Source organism: Rhodococcoides trifolii, from assembly GCF_014635345.1.
Taxonomy (GTDB): Bacteria; Actinomycetota; Actinomycetes; order Mycobacteriales; family Mycobacteriaceae; genus Rhodococcoides; species Rhodococcoides trifolii.
This window is the reverse complement of sequence record NZ_BMCU01000008.1, coordinates 1-16,414: the sequence shown is the minus strand read 5'-3', so window position 1 is coordinate 16,414 and position 16,414 is coordinate 1. Positions and strand designations below refer to the sequence as shown.

Below are 16,414 nucleotides of genomic sequence, written 5' to 3'. Positions count from 1 at the left end.
CGATTCCCCAACCCACCGAAGGAACACCATGTCATCCGCTTTCGTGCCCGCCGGCCTCACAGACGATCACGTTCAACTACGTAAGCTTGTCCGCGACTACGTGAATGCCCGCGTGATACCCACTGCCTCGGAGCGCGAGGCCAAGGACGAATACCCGGACGACCTGATTCCCGAACTCGCAGATCTCGGTCTGTTCGGTATCACCGTCTCCGAGCAGTACGGCGGATCCGACCTCGATTACGTCAGCTACGGGCTGATCTTCGAGGAGTTGGCGCGCGGCTGGATGGCGCTCGCAAGTCTGGTCTACACCACCAGCTCGGGTGGGTACCTGATCAGTGAGTTCGGAACCGAGGACCAGAAGAACAGGTTCCTCCCCGATATGGCGGCGGGACGGCGAATGAGCGGGATCGCGCTCACCGAGCCTTCCACCGGTAGCGACCTGAAGAAGATCACGTTGTCCGCCCGACGCGACGGTGACAACTACATCGTCAACGGAAGCAAGATCTTCATCACCCATGCCCGTCACGCGAATCCATTGGTCACCTTGGTGAAGACCGATCCCACGATCGAACCTGCGCACCGCGGTGGCATCAGCCAACTGCTCGTAGAGCAGGACACCCCGGGGCTGAGCTACGGCAGCGATTACAAGAAGCTCGGTCACCGCGGACTGGAGTTGTGCGAGGTCAACTTCGACAATGCCGTCGTGCCCGCGGCCAATCTCCTCGGCGGCGAGGAAGGCAAGGGCTTCTACCAGATGATGGCGGCTCTCGATCGCGGCCGTATCTACATGGCGGCGGCATCGACGGGCATGTCGCGAGCGGCGCTCGAGCATTCCGTCGAGTACGTCAAGCAGCGAGAGACGTTCGGCAAGAAATTGTCCGAGCATCAGGCCGTCCAGATGAGGCTCGCGGACATGGCGACAAAAGTGGAGGCGTCGCGGCTGCTGTACCTCAACGCCGCTCTCAAGACCGATGCCGACGGCCGTGCGAGCGCAGAATCCGGAATGGCGAAGATATTTGCGACCGAGTCGGCGATGGAAGTCACCTACGACGCCATTCGGCTTCACGGCGGATACGGGTACATCAAGGAGTTCCCGCTGGAGCGTTATCTGCGCGACGCTGCCCTCATGCCGATCGGTGAAGGTGCCAACGAGATGCTGCGCATGATCGTTGCCAACGAATTGACCGCGAAGTAACACATCCTGTCTGGCGACGGGTCGAATACCAAAGCCATGCTGACGGATTCGTGAGTTCACCGATAGTCCGTCATCTGTCCGAGCTACATACTTCGAACCGAGACGTGATCGCTGTCACGTACGAGAGATGATCGGAGTAATCGGTATGGAGTCAACTGGATCGGTCGGACGACCGGTAACCGGAGAACCTGGTGCGACTGCACCGAAACTCGGCGGAAATATGGGAGCCTTCGAGCTCGTCTGCACCGTGTTGGCCTACAACGGCCCGGTAGTGGTCTTCATAGGTTTCATTCCAGTCGCCGTTCTGCTGGGCAATGGAATCGGAGTCCCGGTGTCCATTCTGGTGGCCGGAATGTTCATCGCTTTCCTGGCCACCGGGCTGATTGCAATTGCACGTAAAATCCCCATTGCGGGTGGCTTCTACGCCTACATCAGTGCCGGGCTCGGGAAGGTGGTCGGCCTGTCCGCCGGATTCACGGCGATGATGTGTTACTACGTCGCGTGTCTCAGCGTATATGCGTTGGGCGGCACCGCCGCCCGCGCCCTCATGTCGGACGTCGTTCACGGTCCCGACCTGCCATGGTGGGTATGGTCGCTCGTGCTCTCCGCAGTCGTCTCCGTTCTCGGGTACTTCCGAGTCGACCTCTCAGCGAAGGTGCTCACGCTCTTCCTCACCCTCGAGTTGCTGTTCCTGGTGGTCTACGACGTGGCGGTGCTCGGACGGGGTGGAGCGGAGGGAATCGGGGTCGAGTCATTCGGTGGCGAGGCAATCTTCTCGGGCTCGATCGGCATCGGTTTCATGTTCGCGCTCGGCCTCTACGGTGGGTTCGAGGCCACCGTCATCTTCCGTGACGAGGTGCGCGATCCGAGCAAGACGATCCCGCGCGCCACGTACGGGGTGGTGGGTCTCCTCGCCCTTCTCTACGGGGCCACAGCCTGGATGTTCGTCAATTCGTACGGTCCACAGGCGGTCCTGACCGCCGTGACCGAGGATCCTGCGAGCGCGGCCACCGCCAGTGTCAAGGAGTACATCGGAACCGTCGGATACGACATCGCTGCACTGCTGCTGCTCACCAGCGCCTTCGCGTTGATGCTGGCATCGCACAACATCACCACTCGGTACCTGTTCAACCTCAGCGCCGACGGCATCCTGCATCGGTCGCTCAGTCGCGTCCACGGAACGTACTTTTCACCGCACCGGGCGTCCGTCGCGATGACGGTGGCCTCGCTGGTGGGACTGCTCGTGATCGTGGTTCTCAAACTGGACGAGGGACTGATGTACGGGCGCCTTGCCGGCCTCTACTCCTACACGTTCCTGATCCTGCTGCTGATGGTCGCGCTGGCCATCGTCAATTACCTGATCAAGAACCGCGCACCCGACGAGAGTCTGGTCCCACCGGTCCTGACTGCCATCTCGGCTGTCGCCGTGGCCGTGGTCCTCTACCTCGCAACCATGAATTTCACGCTGTTGACCGGAACCACCGGGGCGGCAACGGTTGCCATGCTGGTGATCATCTACGGGGTCGTGGCGTTGGGCATGATCACGGCGGTCGTGTATCGCAAAAATAATCCGACGGTGTATGCGCGCATCGGACGCGACGAGCAGGATGCGGGAACGCCGAACTGACTGCGAGACGGACATTCCGGGGAGCTCGACCCGCGCTTGGCACACCCCTCCACCGGGAGCTTGATCGATCAGGCGCTCGGCTGTGCGGTCGCGGTCAGGCAGGGCTTGGGAACCGGGCGAGGATTCAGCTTGCGGATCTCGAAGTGCCCAGGACGTATCGTGCCGTTCTGCTTCGCCTCTCAGGGTCCGCGGTACTTTCGTCTTGATCGGGCGTTCATGGCCTCGCTCGAAGCTGAAAAATCTCGAGATCAGTGTTGTGTCGGAACGCGATCGGACATCGTGCACAGCCGCCGGGGAATTCCGGATGTCATCCTGGGCGGCGGTGCGGATCGTTGTCACCGGCGGGGATGGGTCTGTGCCGGAAGGTGCGGCATCTCGGGCATATGCCCTGGCATGGCCAGGACTGTCGTGTCGGATCCGTGGTTCCCTATGGAGTTCGACCCGGCGCTGTGCATCTGGCTCCTACCGCGTTGTTGCTCGAGACTTCGATGCTCTGACTCGCGGTCTGTGGCTCGGTCGGAATACCAATCGCGGCCGTGCGGTTTGGCCTACTGCCAATGGTAGCCAGCGTGCGGTGCTCGTAACGTCCGTGTGGGCGTAGAGGTTTTCACTTGCTGTTACGCCTGCAGTCCAGCCGGACTGTAGTTGCTCTGGTCCTTGTAGTCGGACGCAGACACCGCTATGCCGACCTGGGTCGCTTCATGGAAGCCGTTGCAGTCGGAGGACGCAGTGCGTACGCGTTCGATGGCATGCAGGTCAGCATTCTCGCAGGGTCGGTGCACAACGTCACCACAACTGCACGTCCGCTCCATGAGCTGTTCTTGTCCGTGTTGGGAACATCAATCACAAAGGCGAAGTATGAGCGACGATCTAAGAGGTTCTCGTAGAGACTTTTTCAAGATTGCGGCGGCTAGTGTGTTGGTCGCATCCGGTTGTTCGAGGGGCGGCTCGCGTCGAAGGCGCTCTACATTCACACCAACACGTTGGACAACAGGCTGCGAAAGGTCTCCGAAGTCCTTGGTTTCGACATCGGATCCGTGATGGGTCAGCGGAAACTGGAAGCTGCCATCTTCTTGGAGGATCTGGACAGAGCCGTCTGATGGCTTCGCCCGGCGGAGGGTGGTAGGTAGAGGCGGTCCCCTAAGCGGCCATGCAGCCATTCGTGACAATGTGCTCCGCATACCCGCACTGCGTGATGCGCAGGGCAATTCCATCAACTCCTGCTCTCAGCCGGTGGGCACTCGGTAGCCTGGACGTCGGTGGAATCGGCCAGAGCGCATCTCGATCGCGCCCGACGTCTCGGCCTGCGGGACACCCACCCGATAGCGGATCTGATCGAACAGCACACCGCGATGGTCGACGGTGTCGAGGCGGGCAATTTCGACACGGCCGAACATACGATGCGCACTCACCTGCGTGCAGTCTTCGACGACGTCGAGCGAATCAAAGCCAAGAGCCCGCAACTGTTCTCGAACGGTTCCGAGCGCCCCACCCGGAAAGTCGTCTCCAGCTGGGAGCGAGGAGACGCCGTCAACGGCGAATACCCCGACCAGCTCCGGAAGGACATCGCCGAGTTCGTCTCCCAGCACGCACGATGAGCGCACACCTCTCGGGCGTTCCCCGGTTACACCATCTTCGCTCTGCGCTGATCATGGTTTGATGGTCTTGTGACCGACATCGACGAGGACTGACGACCGTCGGCCCGCCCTGCACGAGAGTGTTCCCGAGCCTCGATCACAGCGCAGCGGCGAGCCGGTGGTAAGCGGCGTTCCACCGCAGTGTCTGCTGGAATCCGCGTGTCGTCGTCCCGGAGTCGATGGTGAGTAGTTCGACTCCGATCATGTCCGAGAACGCTTCCAGCACGGGAAGGCCGATGGCTGTACTGAGCACCGTGTGATGCGGCGCCCCAGCGGTGAGCCATGATTCGGCGGACACCGACAGCGACGGTTGCGGTTCCCACACTGCACATGCGACGGGGAGCTTCGGCAGGGCCTCGTCGGGCTCGACCACGTCGATCACGTTGGCGGTCAACCGGAATCGTTCGCCGACGTCCGAAAGTCCTACGACGATGCCGTGGCCCGGATCCGCGGTGAAACGCAGCCGTACGGGGTCTTCTCGACCGCCGATGGAAAGCGGATGGATCTCGAGAGTCGGCCGCGATGTGGTGATCGAGGGGCACACTTCGAGCATGTGGGCGCCGAGGATCTTCTCCTCACCGGGCACCAGGTGGTAGGTGTAGTCCTCCATGAACGACGTTCCGCCGTCCAGGCCGTCGGCCATGACCTTCGTGGCGCGCAACAACATCGAGGTTTTCCAGTCGCCTTCGCCGCCGAATCCGTACCCGTCGGCCATCAGTCGTTGCACGGCCAGTCCCGGAAGTTGCCTCAGCCCACCGAGATCCTCGAAGTTGGTGGTGAACGCCTTGAATCCACCGTCGGTGAGGAACTGGCGCAAGCCGGCTTCGATCCTGGCGCCGTACAGGAGCGAGGCGTGGCGGTCGCCACCTTTGCGCAGGCTCGGATCGATATCGTAGGCCTCGGTGTACTCGTCGACCAGGGCCAGCACGGCTGCTTCGTCCACCCCGTCGACGACCTCGACGAGATCGTTCACCCCGTAGGTGTTGACCGAGACGCCGAATCGCAGTTGGGCCTCGACCTTGTCACCTTCGGTCACGGCCACGTCGCGCATGTTGTCCCCGAAGCGGGCCAGCGACAGCGACCGTAGCTCCGCGCGGCCGAGGGCGGCGCGCGCCCACTGGTCGACGCGGGTGAGGACACTGGGGTTGTCCACGTGACCGGCAACCGTCGTGCGCAGCACACCGACGCGCGACTCGATGTGTCCGAATTCGCGGTCTCCGTGGGCGGCCTGGTTCAGGTTCATGAATTCCATGTCGATCGTCGACCACGGCAACGACATTCCGGCCTGCGTGTGCAGGTGGAGCAGGGGAACGTCGAGCGCGTCGAGTCCCGCGATCCACATCTTCGCGGGTGAGAACGTGTGCATCCAGGTCACGACCCCCACGCAGTCGTCGGCGGCGTTGGCCTCGCGCATGCAGCGCAGGATCGACGAGGCGTCGAGCAGCACGGGCTTCCACACGACCGAGACGTCCAGCGCAGTATCGAGTTTGGCGGCGATTTCGCGTGACTGCACGGCGACTTGATCGAGCGTCTCAGGACCGTACAACCCTTGGCTGCCGGTGAGGAACCAGACTTCGGACATGGGAGAACCTCCGTAGATGACGAATGTGATGCGCTCGGATCAGCGCTGGCCGTACACGTTCTGGTAGCGGTCGTACAGTGCGTCCACCGACGCAAGTGGGATGGAGAGCGGTTGTCCCAGTTGGTAAGACAGGTGCACCGACCGTGCGACGTCCTCGCACATCACGGCTGCCTTGACCGCCGCGCGGGCGGTGGGTCCCACAGTGAACACGCCATGGTTCTGCATGAGCACGGCCGGGGACCGACTGTCGGCGAGCGTGTCGACGATGCCGCGGCCGATCGAATCGTCACCGATGGTCGCGAACGGTCCGACGGGGATGTCCCCACCGAACTCGTCGGCGCACATCGTGGTGACCACCGGGATCGGGACTCCCCGTGCCGCCCATGCCACCGCATATGGCGAATGTGTGTGCACCACACCGCCGATGTGATCGAGATGGCGGTAGACGTATGCCTGCGCCTCGGTGTCGGACGACGGAGCGTGCGCACCCTCGATGACCCGGCCGTACAGGTCGCACACCACCATGTTCTCGGGTGTGAGGTCGTCGTACGACACACCACTCGGTTTGATGACCATCAGGTCCCGGCCGGGAACGCGAGCGGACACGTTGCCGGCCGTCCACACCACGAGGTTGTACCGAACGAGTTCGGCGTGCAGGGAACACACGTCGCGGCGGATCCGGTCCAAGGTCTCGCGCACCTCGTCGACGACGGTCATCGCGCGGCCGCCTGTCGAGCCAGCGCGTCGCGTCGAAGACCCCGGAGGTGGCGCATCGTGAGCGGATCCCGACCGAAGTGATCGTGCAGCCCGCGATAGACCTCGAACAACGCGTCGTAACGTCGGGACCGGGATTCGTCGGGCACGAACGCTGCCCGGCGGACTTTGCCCATCGACTTGGACGCAAGGGGCACGTCGGAGTAGCACCCGGCCGCGACGGCCGCATGGATCGCCGATCCGAGCGCGGGTCCCTGCTCGGATGCGATGATCGACAACGGCATTCGCAAGACGTCCGCGTAGATCTGCATCAGGAGCGGGTTGCGCGCCAGCCCGCCTGCGACGACGAACTCCTCGACCGGCACACCGCTGTCGCGGAAGGTCTCCACGATGACGCGAGTGCCGAAGGCAGTGGCCTCGAGCAATGCGCGGTAGGTGTCTTCGGGCTTGGTGGCGAGGGTGGTTCCGATGACGAGTCCGGAGAGCTCGTGATCGACCAGGACGGAGCGATTTCCGCTGTGCCAGTCGAGCGCGACGATTCCGTGCTGACCCACGTCCTGAGCGCTCGCCAGCCGGGTGAGATAGTCGTGGACCGATTCCCCTGCCTGCGCCGCCGCGTCGCTGTAGGACGCCGGAACCCCTGTGCTGGTGAACCATCCGAAGATGTCACCGACTCCGCTCTGGCCCGCTTCGTATCCGTAGGAGCCGGCGACGATACCGCCGTCCACCACCCCACACATTCCCGGAACGTCCTGCAGAACGGTCGAACTCATCACATGGCAGGTCGACGTACCCATGATCGCGACCATGCGACCCGGCTCCACCGCACCCGCCGCAGGTGCCGTGACGTGGGCGTCGACGTTGCCGACCGCAACCGCGATGCCCTCGGGTAGACCGGTCCACGACGCGGCCTCTGCGGTCAGGGACCCCGCGCGCGAACCGAGTTCGCCCAGTGGCTGGTCCAGTTTGTCGGTCACGAACGAGGTGAAACCGGGGTTGAGCTCACCGAGAAAGTCCTCGGACGGGTATTGCCCGTCCTGCAGGATGCCCTTGTACCCGGCCGTGCACGCGTTGCGAACGTACGTTCCGCACAGCTGCCACACGATCCAATCCGCCGCTTCGACCCAGCGGTCCATCGCGTCGTAGATCTCGGGATCTTCCTCGTGAATCTGCAAGGCCTTCGCGAACTCCCACTCCGAGGAGATGAGGCCGCCGTAGCGGGGGAGCCATCGCTCGCCCCGCCGGGCGGCGAGGTCGTTGATGCGATCGGCTTGGCCCTGTGCTGCGTGATGTTTCCACAATTTGACGTAGGCGTGTGGCCGGTCGGCGAAGCGAGGATCCTCGTTCAGCGGTGTTCCGTCGGCGTAGGTCGGCACCATCGTGCATGCGGTGAAGTCGGTACCGATACCGACGACCTGCTCCGGCGCTACGCCCGCTGTGGCGAGGGCCTCCGGGACCGCTCGACACAGCACGTCGCGGTAGTCCTGCGGCACCTGCAGCGCCCAGGCATCGGGTAGCCGAGTCGAGCTTCCGGGCAGGGTGTCTTCGAGCACGGCGTGCGTGTATTCGTGGACGGCAGAGGCGATCTCGGCTCCGTCCGATACGCGAACGACGACGGCTCGCCCGGAGAGAGTGCCGAAGTCCACCCCTACGGTGTACTGATCAGTCGGCATGTGAATCTCCTTGTCGTAGTGCCACCGTCGAGCTCGATCGGACGATGAGCTCGGGTGCGATCGATCTCTCGGGCGGTGCAGTGCCGTCGAGGGCTGCGCGGAGAATTCCGATCGCGCGTCGGCCGACTTCGGTGAAGTCCTGCCGGATCGTGGTGAGCGGCGGGATGAGGTATGCCGCCTCGGGAATGTCGTCGAAGCCCACCACGGCGAAGTCCTCGGGTACGCGCCTGCCGTTCTCGTGGAACGCACGCAGAAGACCCAGGGCCATCTGGTCGTTCGCGCAGAACGCGGCGGTGACCGTACGGTCCTCGGCGAGACGGAGCCCGCACTCGTACCCGCTGCGTGCCGACCAGTCACCGCGTAGGACCGGAGTCCAGGGCAGTCCCGCGTCGTCCAGCGCCTCCTGCCATCCCTGTTCGCGTGCCCGCGACTCGGTCCAGCCGTAGGGGCCGGACAGATGCACGATGCGCTGGTGCCCGGCCTCGATCAGGTGCCGGGTGGCCAGCCGGGCGCCGCCTGCCTGATCGATACCGATCGTCCACCGCGAGGTGGCCGGATCACCTTCCACCACTACGACGGGGACGACGGACTCCTCTGAACGTGCGGCGGCGATGGCGTCGTCCGTCGCGGCGATCAGCACGATCCCTTCGACCCCCTGGTCGTGAAGATGGTGCAGTGCGCCGACCAGTTCCTCCCGCGTGAGTGTCGTCAGGCTGACTGCACTGACCGAGAACCCGGCTTCGCGCGCTGCACTCTGGACGGTGCGGTGGGTGGTGCTCGGTCCCCAGAACCCGCCCTTGGACCCGATGATGCCGATCGTCGCGGAACGCTTGGTCACCAGCGCTCGTGCCGCCCGGTTCGGTCGGTATCCGAGCTGGTCGATGGCGCGTTGGACGCGATCGCGGGTCTCCGGTCGAAGGTTGGTCTGCCCGTTGATGACACGGGAGACGGTCTGGTGGGACACGCCGGCCAGTCGGGCCACGTCCGCCATCACGGGTGTGCGCGCAGACTGGATCTCGCTCGCAGTCATCTCCGGCGCACCCGAATCGACCGGCCGCCGACCTTCCCGCCTGTCAGCAGGCGCTGCGCCACCACGAACACCAGGAGCAGGGTTCCGATCGTGATCCGAGTCCACCATGAACTCAGTGTTCCGTCGAACGCGATGAAAGTCTGTATCGCGCCGAGAATCAGGACGCCGATCAGCGACCCGACCACGTATCCGCGGCCACCGGTGAGAAGCGTTCCGCCGATCACCACGGCGGCGATGGCATCGAGTTCCATGCCCACCGCGTGCAGGCTGTATCCGGACAAGGCATAGAACGAGAACAACAGTCCGCCGAGCGCGGCGCAGAACCCGCTGATCGCGTAGACGCCGACCTTGACCGCGGAGACATTCAGTCCCATCAGGAGCGCGGACGCCTCGTTGCCGCCGATGCCGTACACCGACCGACCGAACCGGGTGCACGCGAGTACGTACGCGGCGATTGCGACGACGACGAGGGCGATAACGACGCTCCAGGTGATCGTGTAACCGCCGGGGAGTTCGACCACCGCGAACGCGACGGACGAGAAGGTGTCGTCGGTGATCGGGATCGACTCGACCCCGATCATGTAGCACAGGCCGCGGGCGAGAAACATGCCGGCGAGCGTGGCGACGAAGGGCTGAATTTGCAGGTAGTGGATCAGCACGCCCATCGTGGCGCCGAGCAGGGTTCCGCACATCAGGACGACGGCCATCACGAGCAGGGGCGGCCAGCCCAGTTGCAGTGTGCGCGCGGCGATCATCGTCGACAGCGCCACTACAGAGCCGACCGAGAGGTCGATGCCGCCGGTGAGGATGACGAACGTCATGCCGACCGCGAGGACGATCAGGAACGAGTTGTCGATCAGCAGCGACAGGAACACCTGAGGGTCGGCGAAACCGCTGTACCGGAACTCGCCCAGCCCGAACAGTCCCACGAACAAGGCGACCGTGGCGATGACGGGTAGGAAGCGCGACGGAGGAGAGTAGCGGCGCAGCCGATCCCACGTGGACGGCGCCGGGGCGGGCGCAGTCGGGGTGGAGCTTTGAGGTGCAGTGAGGAGATCGCTCACGATCGAACCGCCTTGGTGGGGTGGGGGCGCACGAGGGTGCGCAACGAGGCGCGTGCCCGCGGGGATTGCAGGAGGCAAACCACGATGATGACGACGGCCTTGAACAGGTAGTTGGCTTCGGACGGAATGCCGACGTTGGTGATGGTGCGGGTGAGGGTGCCGATCAGGAGGGCACCGACGACCGTTCCCGCGATCGAGAAACGACCACCCGTGAGTGCGGTGCCTCCGATGACCACGGCGAGGATGGCGTCGAGTTCGATCCATTGCCCGAGACTGTTCGCGTTCACCGAGTTGGTGTTGGCGGCGATGATCAGTCCGGCGATGCCGGCGCACATCGCAGCGAACACGTACACGGTCCACACGATGGTTCGCGACCGCACACCCGCCAATCGTGCTGCCTCCGGATTGATTCCGACCGCTTCGACCAGCATGCCGAGCGCGGTGCGCCGGGTGAGCAGCGCAGTGACCACCACGACGGCGAGCGCGATCAGCACCGCGATGGGCAGTCCCAGCACGGTGCCCGATGCCAGCTCGGAGAACGCCGGGTTGTTCACCGTCGTGATCTGCCCGTCGGTGATCAGCATGGCGAGTCCGCGGCCGGCGACCATGAGGATGAGAGTGGCGATGATGGGCTGAATTCCGAAGACGGACACCAGAAGTCCGTTCCAGAGCCCGAGTAGCACGCACGCGGCCAGTGCCCAGACGACGGCCATGATCATCGTCGCGGTAGCGCCTTCGTCGGGCGCCCCCACGATGCGGGTGCACGCCACCGCGGCGGCAATCACGGCCACGGCGCCGACCGACAGGTCGATACCGCGGGTCGCGACGACGAGCGTCATTCCCAGGGCGACGAGGATCAGCGGTGCCGAGTTGCGGACGATGTCGACCGCGTTGCCGAAGAGGCCGCCGTTCTCGATACGAATGTCGAGGAAGTCCGGAGTCACCACGACATTGATCACCACGAGCGCGATCAGGGCGACGAGCGGCCAGATCACCGGGTGGGCGAACGCTTTCCGCAGCAGCGGCGTCGGCGGGGACGTCGACGGTTCGAGAGTCTGGGTCATGATGCGACGGTCCTGTCGAGTGTCGAGGGGGTGTGCGAGGCCGGTTCCTCGGTGCGGACACCAGCGGCGATGGTGGCCAGCACGTCGCCGACCGATACTCCGTCGTTGATCCGTTCGTCGATCTTGCGGTGATCGCGCATGACGACGATGCGGTCGCTCAGGCGCAGGATCTCCTCGAGCTCGGCGGAGATGAACACCACGGACATGCCGCGCGCCGCGAGGTCGGCGACGAGGGTCTGAATCTGCGCCTTGGCCCCGATGTCGATGCCACGCGTCGGCTCGTCGAGGATCAGCAGTTCCGGTTCTGTGACGAGCCAGCGTGCAAGGAGTACTTTCTGCTGGTTACCGCCGGACAGGTTGCGCATCAACGTGTTCGGGTCGGCCGGCCGGATGTCGAGGGTCGTGATGTATTCCTGGACGAGCTTGTTCCTGGTCGACCGGGGAATCGGCCTGAGCCATCCGCGCTTCGCCTGCAGAGCGAGCATCATGTTGTCCGCGACGGTGAGGTCGCCGACGACGCCGTCGGCCTTGCGGTCCTCGCTCGTCAGGGCGATGCGGCGGTCGGCTGCTTGTCGCGGATTGCGGATCCGGCTGCGCATCGAGTGAACCTCCACCGATCCCGAGTCCGCCCGATCGGCGCCACCCAGCAGGCGCGCCAGCTCGGTGCGCCCCGACCCCAGGAGCCCGGCGACGCCAACGATCTGGCCCGCATGCAGGCGTAGATCCGTCGCCTCCAGGGCGCCTTTACGACCGATGCCGAGCACCTCCACGACCGGTGTGGCGTCGGGGGAGACGACCACGGGGTCGCGGCTGTCCAACTCGCGCAGTGTGTCGATCTCGCGCCCGATCATCAGCTCGACCAACGTGAGCTGCGGGGTGTCGGCGACGAGGCGCTCCTCGACCAGTCGTCCGTTGCGCAGGATCGTCATGCGATCGGAGATGCGGTAGATCTGGTCGAGGAAGTGCGAGACGAAGACGATGGAGGTGCCGTCGGCGCGCAGGCGCTCGATGACTGCATAGAGGGTTTCGACCTCGTCCTTGTCCAGACTCGACGTGGGTTCGTCGAGAATGAGGACCCGTGCGTCGACGTCGACGGCGCGTGCGATCGCCACGAGTTGTTGCACCGCGATCGGGTGATCGCCCACGGTCGACGACGGCTCGATGTCGAGTCCGAGCCGATCCAGCGTCGTCTTCGCCCGCCGGTTCATCGCCCGCCTGTCGATGCCGCCGATCGCGCCGAGGAGCCTGCCCGGTAGGCGCCTCGGCTCCCGGCCGAGCAACATGTTCTCCGCGACGGTGAGGTTAGGAAGCAGGTTCACTTCCTGGTACACCGTGCTGATGCCGGCTGCCTGGGCGGCGCTCGGGGTTCCGAACTCGTGCTCGGTCCCGTCGATGACGACGGTTCCGCTGTCGATCGGGTACACGCCGGTCAGTGCCTTGATCAGTGTCGATTTGCCGGCGCCGTTCTCGCCCATCAACGAGTGCACTTCGCCCGGGAAGAGGCGAAGCGACACCCCGTCGAGGGCTCGGACCGAGCCGAACGTGATGGTGATGTCCCGCATCTCGACGAGGGGGGTGTCGAGAACGACGTCGGTGCTCATGGGGTGTCTTTCAGTACTGGCGGTCGGCGAGCACGGACTTGGCCTGCTCCGGCGTGAAGGTGGTTTCCTCGGTGACGACGCGCTTGGGGACGTCTTCGCCGTTCAAGACCTTCTCGGTCAGGTCCATCAGTTGCGGTCCGAGCAGCGGGTTGCACTCGACGATGAAGTCGATCTTTCCGTCGGCGAGGGCCTGCATTCCGTCCTTGACCGCATCGACGGTGATGACCTTGATGTCCTTGCCCGGAACAAGTCCGGCAGCTTCGATGGCCTGAAGCGCGCCGAGCCCCATGTCGTCGTTCTGTGCGAAGACGACGTCGATCTGGCCGCGGTTCGAGTTCAGGAAGGACTCCATGACCTGCTTGCCACCGTCACGGGTGAAGTCACCCGTCTGCGAGGCCGTGATCGCGATGTTCGACTGACTCGCAATGGAATCGCGGAACCCTTCGGCACGGTCGATGGCCGGAGCGGCTCCCGTGGTTCCTTGCAGTTCGACCACGTTGATCTTGCCGTCGCCGGTGGTGTCGGCGGTGGCGCTGTTCTGCACCAGCCAGTCGCCGGCCTTCTTGCCCTCCTCGACGAAATCCGATCCGAGGAACGTGGCGTAGAGGGAGTCGTCGGTGGTGTCTACCGCGCGGTCCGTGAGGATCACGGGGATGTTCGCGCGCTTGGCTTCCTGGAGCACCGGTTCCCATCCCGTCTCGACGACCGGACTGAACGCGATGGCGTCGACCTTCTGCTGGATGTAGGTGCGGATCGCCTTGATCTGGTTTTCCTGCTTCTGCTGGGCGTCGGAGAACTTGAGATCGATTCCCGCAGCAGTCGCCGCTTCCTGAATCGAGTTGGAATTTGCTGTGCGCCAGCCACTTTCGGCGCCGACCTGCGAGAAGCCCATGACCGTGCCGTCCTCCCCGCCGCCGCCGCCACCGCTGGAGTCGCCTCCACCGCCGCACGCGCTCAGGGCGAGTGCGCCGCTCAGGATGAGAGCGCTCGCTGCACAGATCTTCTTCGACGCCATGTTGTTCTCCTTCGCTGCCGTCACTGCTCTGTGACGTGTGCAACATAGTGTGAGCGTTAACATTGAGCCGAGTCAAGACCTAGATCACGAATTCACCCAAAAATGTTAACGCTCACTCTGCGTTCGCAGAGAGCCTCCACTCGATAATCGAGCGGTAGGTGTCGCCGGGTCGCAGCACCGCCGATGGGAACGCCGGGTGATGCGGGCTGTCGGGAAACAGTTGGGGTTCGAGGGCGATACCGTCGCCTTGACGCAGCATGGTGCCCCGGCGCGACACGTCGCTTCCGTCGAGAAAATTGCCGGTGTACACCTGCAGTCCCGGTTGGTCGCTCCACACCTCGACGGTGATACGAGTCCGCATCGAGCTCAGCCGAGCGGCCCGCCGCAGTCCGTCGCCGTCGACGACGAAGTTGTGGTCGAGTCCGCGGGCCCCGAGCAGCTGTGGGTGCACGGCACGTGACACGTCGCCGACGCGTCGACCCGCACGCAGATCGAGGGCAGACCCGTCGACCGAATCGATTGTGCCCGAGGGTATTCCGGAGGAGTCGACCGGGGTGAAGGACGATGCGAATACCTGCAGATCGTGATCGTCGACGCCGTGACCGTCGAGATCGAAGTATGCGTGGCTCGTCAGGTTGACCACCGTCGCTGCCGTCGTCGTGGCGGTCGACACCAGCCGTACCGTCTCACCGGCTACGGAGAACGTTGCTCGCGCATGCACCTCACCGGGATAGCCCTGATCCCCGTCCGGGCTGACGATCTCCATTGTCACCGAGTCCGACGACCGCGCCGTAACCGTCCATGCTCGCGAGTCGAACCCATCGGTACCGCCGTGCAGGTGATTGTCGCCGTCGTTGACCGTCAGCGTGATTTCGCGTCCGTCGAGGTCGAACCTGCCTGCGGCGATCCGGTTCGCGTACCGCCCGACGGTGGAACCGAAATAGGCGCTCGACGAACGTAATTCGTCCTCACCGGCTACGCCGACGAGAATGTCACGTCGGACGCCGTCGCCGCCGGTGACTTCCAAGCGTTGCATGGTGGCCCCGTAGGGCAACACGTCCACTTCGATGCCGGGTGCGGTGCCGATGTTGACGACGTCGGTCGGGCGAGGCGCTGGGTTCACGGGGGTGAGACTAGCGGCAGAAGCATGCTTGGTATCGGGAGATCGTCACTAGAGGGCCACCGGTGGTACTCACCGCGAGCGGCGAGTGTCTCGGGTGGGTTCGATCAGCAGAACGTCCCAACGGACTGCGAATCTGTCCGGTATGCAACCGGTCTCGCAGTAAGAAAGGGGTCCGTCGAAGGGCAGTCCCGTGGTCGAATCCGGTGTCGACGTCGGCGGCGAGGCTCAGCAGGGTGTTCTTGTCGTAATGCGTTGTCAGCGTGTGGACGTCGGCGAAGTCTCGGGCTTCTGCGCGGTCGAACAGTGCGACGAGTTTTCGGCCGGCGAGTTCGTCGGGGGCGAAGGTGGGTCCGGCGATGCTGGCGGTGGCGGGCATGCCGGGCGGGGAGTCCAACGCCAGATCGATCAGCAGGTCTTCGGGCCCGTGGAGGAGCAGTCGGCAGAAGGTGTCGGTGTCGTGGATGCGGTCGACGGTCCAGCCCTGGGCGTGTGCGGCGTGTTCGAATTGGTCTCGGGCGTCGATGACACTGCTCTGGCCGCGGGAGGTGAAGAAATCCAGGTCCTGGGTGGGGCGGGTAGTCATTTGCTGTGCGAGCAGCGCGGCGCCGCCGGCGAGGAGGAAGCCGTCGATGGCGGGGAGGGTGAAGAAGAGGTGAGCGACCGTGGTCTGAAAGTCCGTGAGCATTACCGGATTCCCGTTTTCACGTGTTCTGGGTTCGTAGCGGAAGGTATCTCTCGATCGTCGGCGCCCACGCTGTCCGTAGGCGGCGGGGCAGGACGAGGTCGGTCCAGAGGTCGAGCAGGAGTGCTCCGTCGATGTAGGTGAGGACGTCTGCGGGTGTGCCCTCGCGCAGGATGATCTCGTAGACCAGTGCCCGGTCGGGTCGGTGCTTCAACTGGTAGGTCCGGCCGGGGTTGGACCAGTTCAGGGTCAGTGGGAGTTCGACGGTGGCGACGGCTCGGTGAAGTGGGAGTCGGGGGAGGGCGTCCGGGACGAGATGGTCCCGCCCGCCGGAACCGGGTACGGCGCGGAAGGTGATGCGCGGGGTGGCGTCGAGGTCGAATCCGGCTTCGGTGAGCAGTCGTTGG

The 16,414-nt window shown here is 64.4% G+C and carries 14 protein-coding genes and 1 pseudogene; 4 read left to right on the top strand and 11 right to left on the bottom strand.

The features are described from left to right. Positions 1-28 precede the first annotated feature (28 nt). The 4 genes and pseudogenes from IEW02_RS24125 to IEW02_RS24110 form a co-directional block, all read left to right on the top strand. Positions 29-1,195 (top strand): acyl-CoA dehydrogenase family protein, encoded by a 1,167-nt coding sequence (locus IEW02_RS24125; RefSeq protein WP_188547860.1) that lies wholly within the window; start codon positions 29-31, stop codon positions 1,193-1,195. A 220-nt stretch (positions 1,196-1,415) separates the two neighbouring features. Beyond that, the gene (locus IEW02_RS24120) at positions 1,416-2,822 is read left to right on the top strand and encodes an APC family permease (protein WP_188547858.1); all 1,407 of its coding nucleotides are present in this window, start codon (positions 1,416-1,418) and stop codon (positions 2,820-2,822) included. 932 nt (positions 2,823-3,754) lie between these two features. Continuing rightward, positions 3,755-3,922: a helix-turn-helix domain-containing protein gene (locus IEW02_RS25500; RefSeq protein WP_188547856.1), complete on the top strand. Its 168-nt coding sequence runs from the start codon at positions 3,755-3,757 to the stop codon at positions 3,920-3,922. Between the two features lie 117 nt (positions 3,923-4,039). Next, a pseudogene (locus IEW02_RS24110) lies at positions 4,040-4,420 on the top strand (FCD domain-containing protein); the annotation flags it as partial. 136 nt (positions 4,421-4,556) lie between these two features. Here the strand turns inward: IEW02_RS24110 and araA are convergent. The 11 genes from araA to IEW02_RS24060 form a co-directional block, all read right to left on the bottom strand. Then, complete coding sequence (gene araA, locus IEW02_RS24105; RefSeq protein WP_188547854.1) at positions 4,557-6,041, bottom strand: L-arabinose isomerase; 1,485 nt, start codon at positions 6,039-6,041, stop codon at positions 4,557-4,559. Between the two features lie 39 nt (positions 6,042-6,080). Then, positions 6,081-6,758, bottom strand: coding sequence for an L-ribulose-5-phosphate 4-epimerase (locus tag IEW02_RS24100; RefSeq protein WP_188547852.1), 678 nt, complete (start codon positions 6,756-6,758; stop codon positions 6,081-6,083). After that, complete coding sequence (araB, locus tag IEW02_RS24095; protein WP_188547849.1) at positions 6,755-8,428, bottom strand: ribulokinase; 1,674 nt, start codon at positions 8,426-8,428, stop codon at positions 6,755-6,757. The genes IEW02_RS24100 and araB overlap by 4 nt, the downstream gene beginning before the upstream one ends. After that, positions 8,418-9,458, bottom strand: coding sequence for a LacI family DNA-binding transcriptional regulator (locus IEW02_RS24090; protein ID WP_229746296.1), 1,041 nt, complete (start codon positions 9,456-9,458; stop codon positions 8,418-8,420). Before IEW02_RS24090 ends, araB begins: the two co-directional genes overlap by 11 nt. Continuing rightward, the gene (gene yjfF, locus IEW02_RS24085; RefSeq protein ID WP_229746295.1) at positions 9,455-10,522 is read right to left on the bottom strand and encodes a galactofuranose ABC transporter, permease protein YjfF; all 1,068 of its coding nucleotides are present in this window, start codon (positions 10,520-10,522) and stop codon (positions 9,455-9,457) included. Before yjfF ends, IEW02_RS24090 begins: the two co-directional genes overlap by 4 nt. After that, positions 10,519-11,586 (bottom strand): ABC transporter permease, encoded by a 1,068-nt coding sequence (locus IEW02_RS25270; protein WP_229746294.1) that lies wholly within the window; start codon positions 11,584-11,586, stop codon positions 10,519-10,521. The genes yjfF and IEW02_RS25270 overlap by 4 nt, the downstream gene beginning before the upstream one ends. Beyond that, complete coding sequence (locus IEW02_RS24080) at positions 11,583-13,187, bottom strand: sugar ABC transporter ATP-binding protein (RefSeq protein ID WP_229746293.1); 1,605 nt, start codon at positions 13,185-13,187, stop codon at positions 11,583-11,585. Before IEW02_RS24080 ends, IEW02_RS25270 begins: the two co-directional genes overlap by 4 nt. Before the next feature lie 10 nt (positions 13,188-13,197). Then, entirely contained in the window at positions 13,198-14,202 is a 1,005-nt protein-coding gene (locus IEW02_RS24075; RefSeq protein ID WP_188547846.1) for an ABC transporter substrate-binding protein, read from the bottom strand. Between the two features lie 112 nt (positions 14,203-14,314). Continuing rightward, positions 14,315-15,325, bottom strand: coding sequence for an aldose epimerase family protein (locus IEW02_RS24070; RefSeq protein WP_188547844.1), 1,011 nt, complete (start codon positions 15,323-15,325; stop codon positions 14,315-14,317). A gap of 10 nt (positions 15,326-15,335) precedes the next feature. Then, positions 15,336-16,010, bottom strand: a complete 675-nt coding sequence (locus tag IEW02_RS24065) for a nucleotidyl transferase AbiEii/AbiGii toxin family protein (protein ID WP_188547842.1) — start codon at positions 16,008-16,010, stop codon at positions 15,336-15,338. A gap of 16 nt (positions 16,011-16,026) precedes the next feature. Then, a partial coding sequence (locus tag IEW02_RS24060) for a transcriptional regulator (protein WP_188547840.1) occupies positions 16,027-16,414 on the bottom strand: 388 nt, incomplete at its 5' end.

Bases quoted from the DNA above. Each gene is read 5' to 3' on its own strand.
- IEW02_RS24120 (WP_188547858.1), top strand. From the start codon at position 1,416: ATGGGAGCCTTCGAGCTCGTCTGCACCGTGTTGGCCTACAACGGCCCG.
- IEW02_RS24100 (WP_188547852.1), bottom strand. From the start codon at position 6,758: ATGACCGTCGTCGACGAGGTGCGCGAGACCTTGGACCGGATCCGCCGC.
- IEW02_RS24125 (WP_188547860.1), top strand. From the start codon at position 29: ATGTCATCCGCTTTCGTGCCCGCCGGCCTCACAGACGATCACGTTCAA.
- IEW02_RS24080 (WP_229746293.1), bottom strand. From the start codon at position 13,187: ATGAGCACCGACGTCGTTCTCGACACCCCCCTCGTCGAGATGCGGGAC.
- IEW02_RS25270 (WP_229746294.1), bottom strand. From the start codon at position 11,586: ATGACCCAGACTCTCGAACCGTCGACGTCCCCGCCGACGCCGCTGCTG.
- IEW02_RS24065 (WP_188547842.1), bottom strand. From the start codon at position 16,010: ATGCTCACGGACTTTCAGACCACGGTCGCTCACCTCTTCTTCACCCTC.
- IEW02_RS24090 (WP_229746296.1), bottom strand. From the start codon at position 9,458: ATGACTGCGAGCGAGATCCAGTCTGCGCGCACACCCGTGATGGCGGAC.
- araB (WP_188547849.1), bottom strand. From the start codon at position 8,428: ATGCCGACTGATCAGTACACCGTAGGGGTGGACTTCGGCACTCTCTCC.
- araA (WP_188547854.1), bottom strand. From the start codon at position 6,041: ATGTCCGAAGTCTGGTTCCTCACCGGCAGCCAAGGGTTGTACGGTCCT.
- IEW02_RS24075 (WP_188547846.1), bottom strand. From the start codon at position 14,202: ATGGCGTCGAAGAAGATCTGTGCAGCGAGCGCTCTCATCCTGAGCGGC.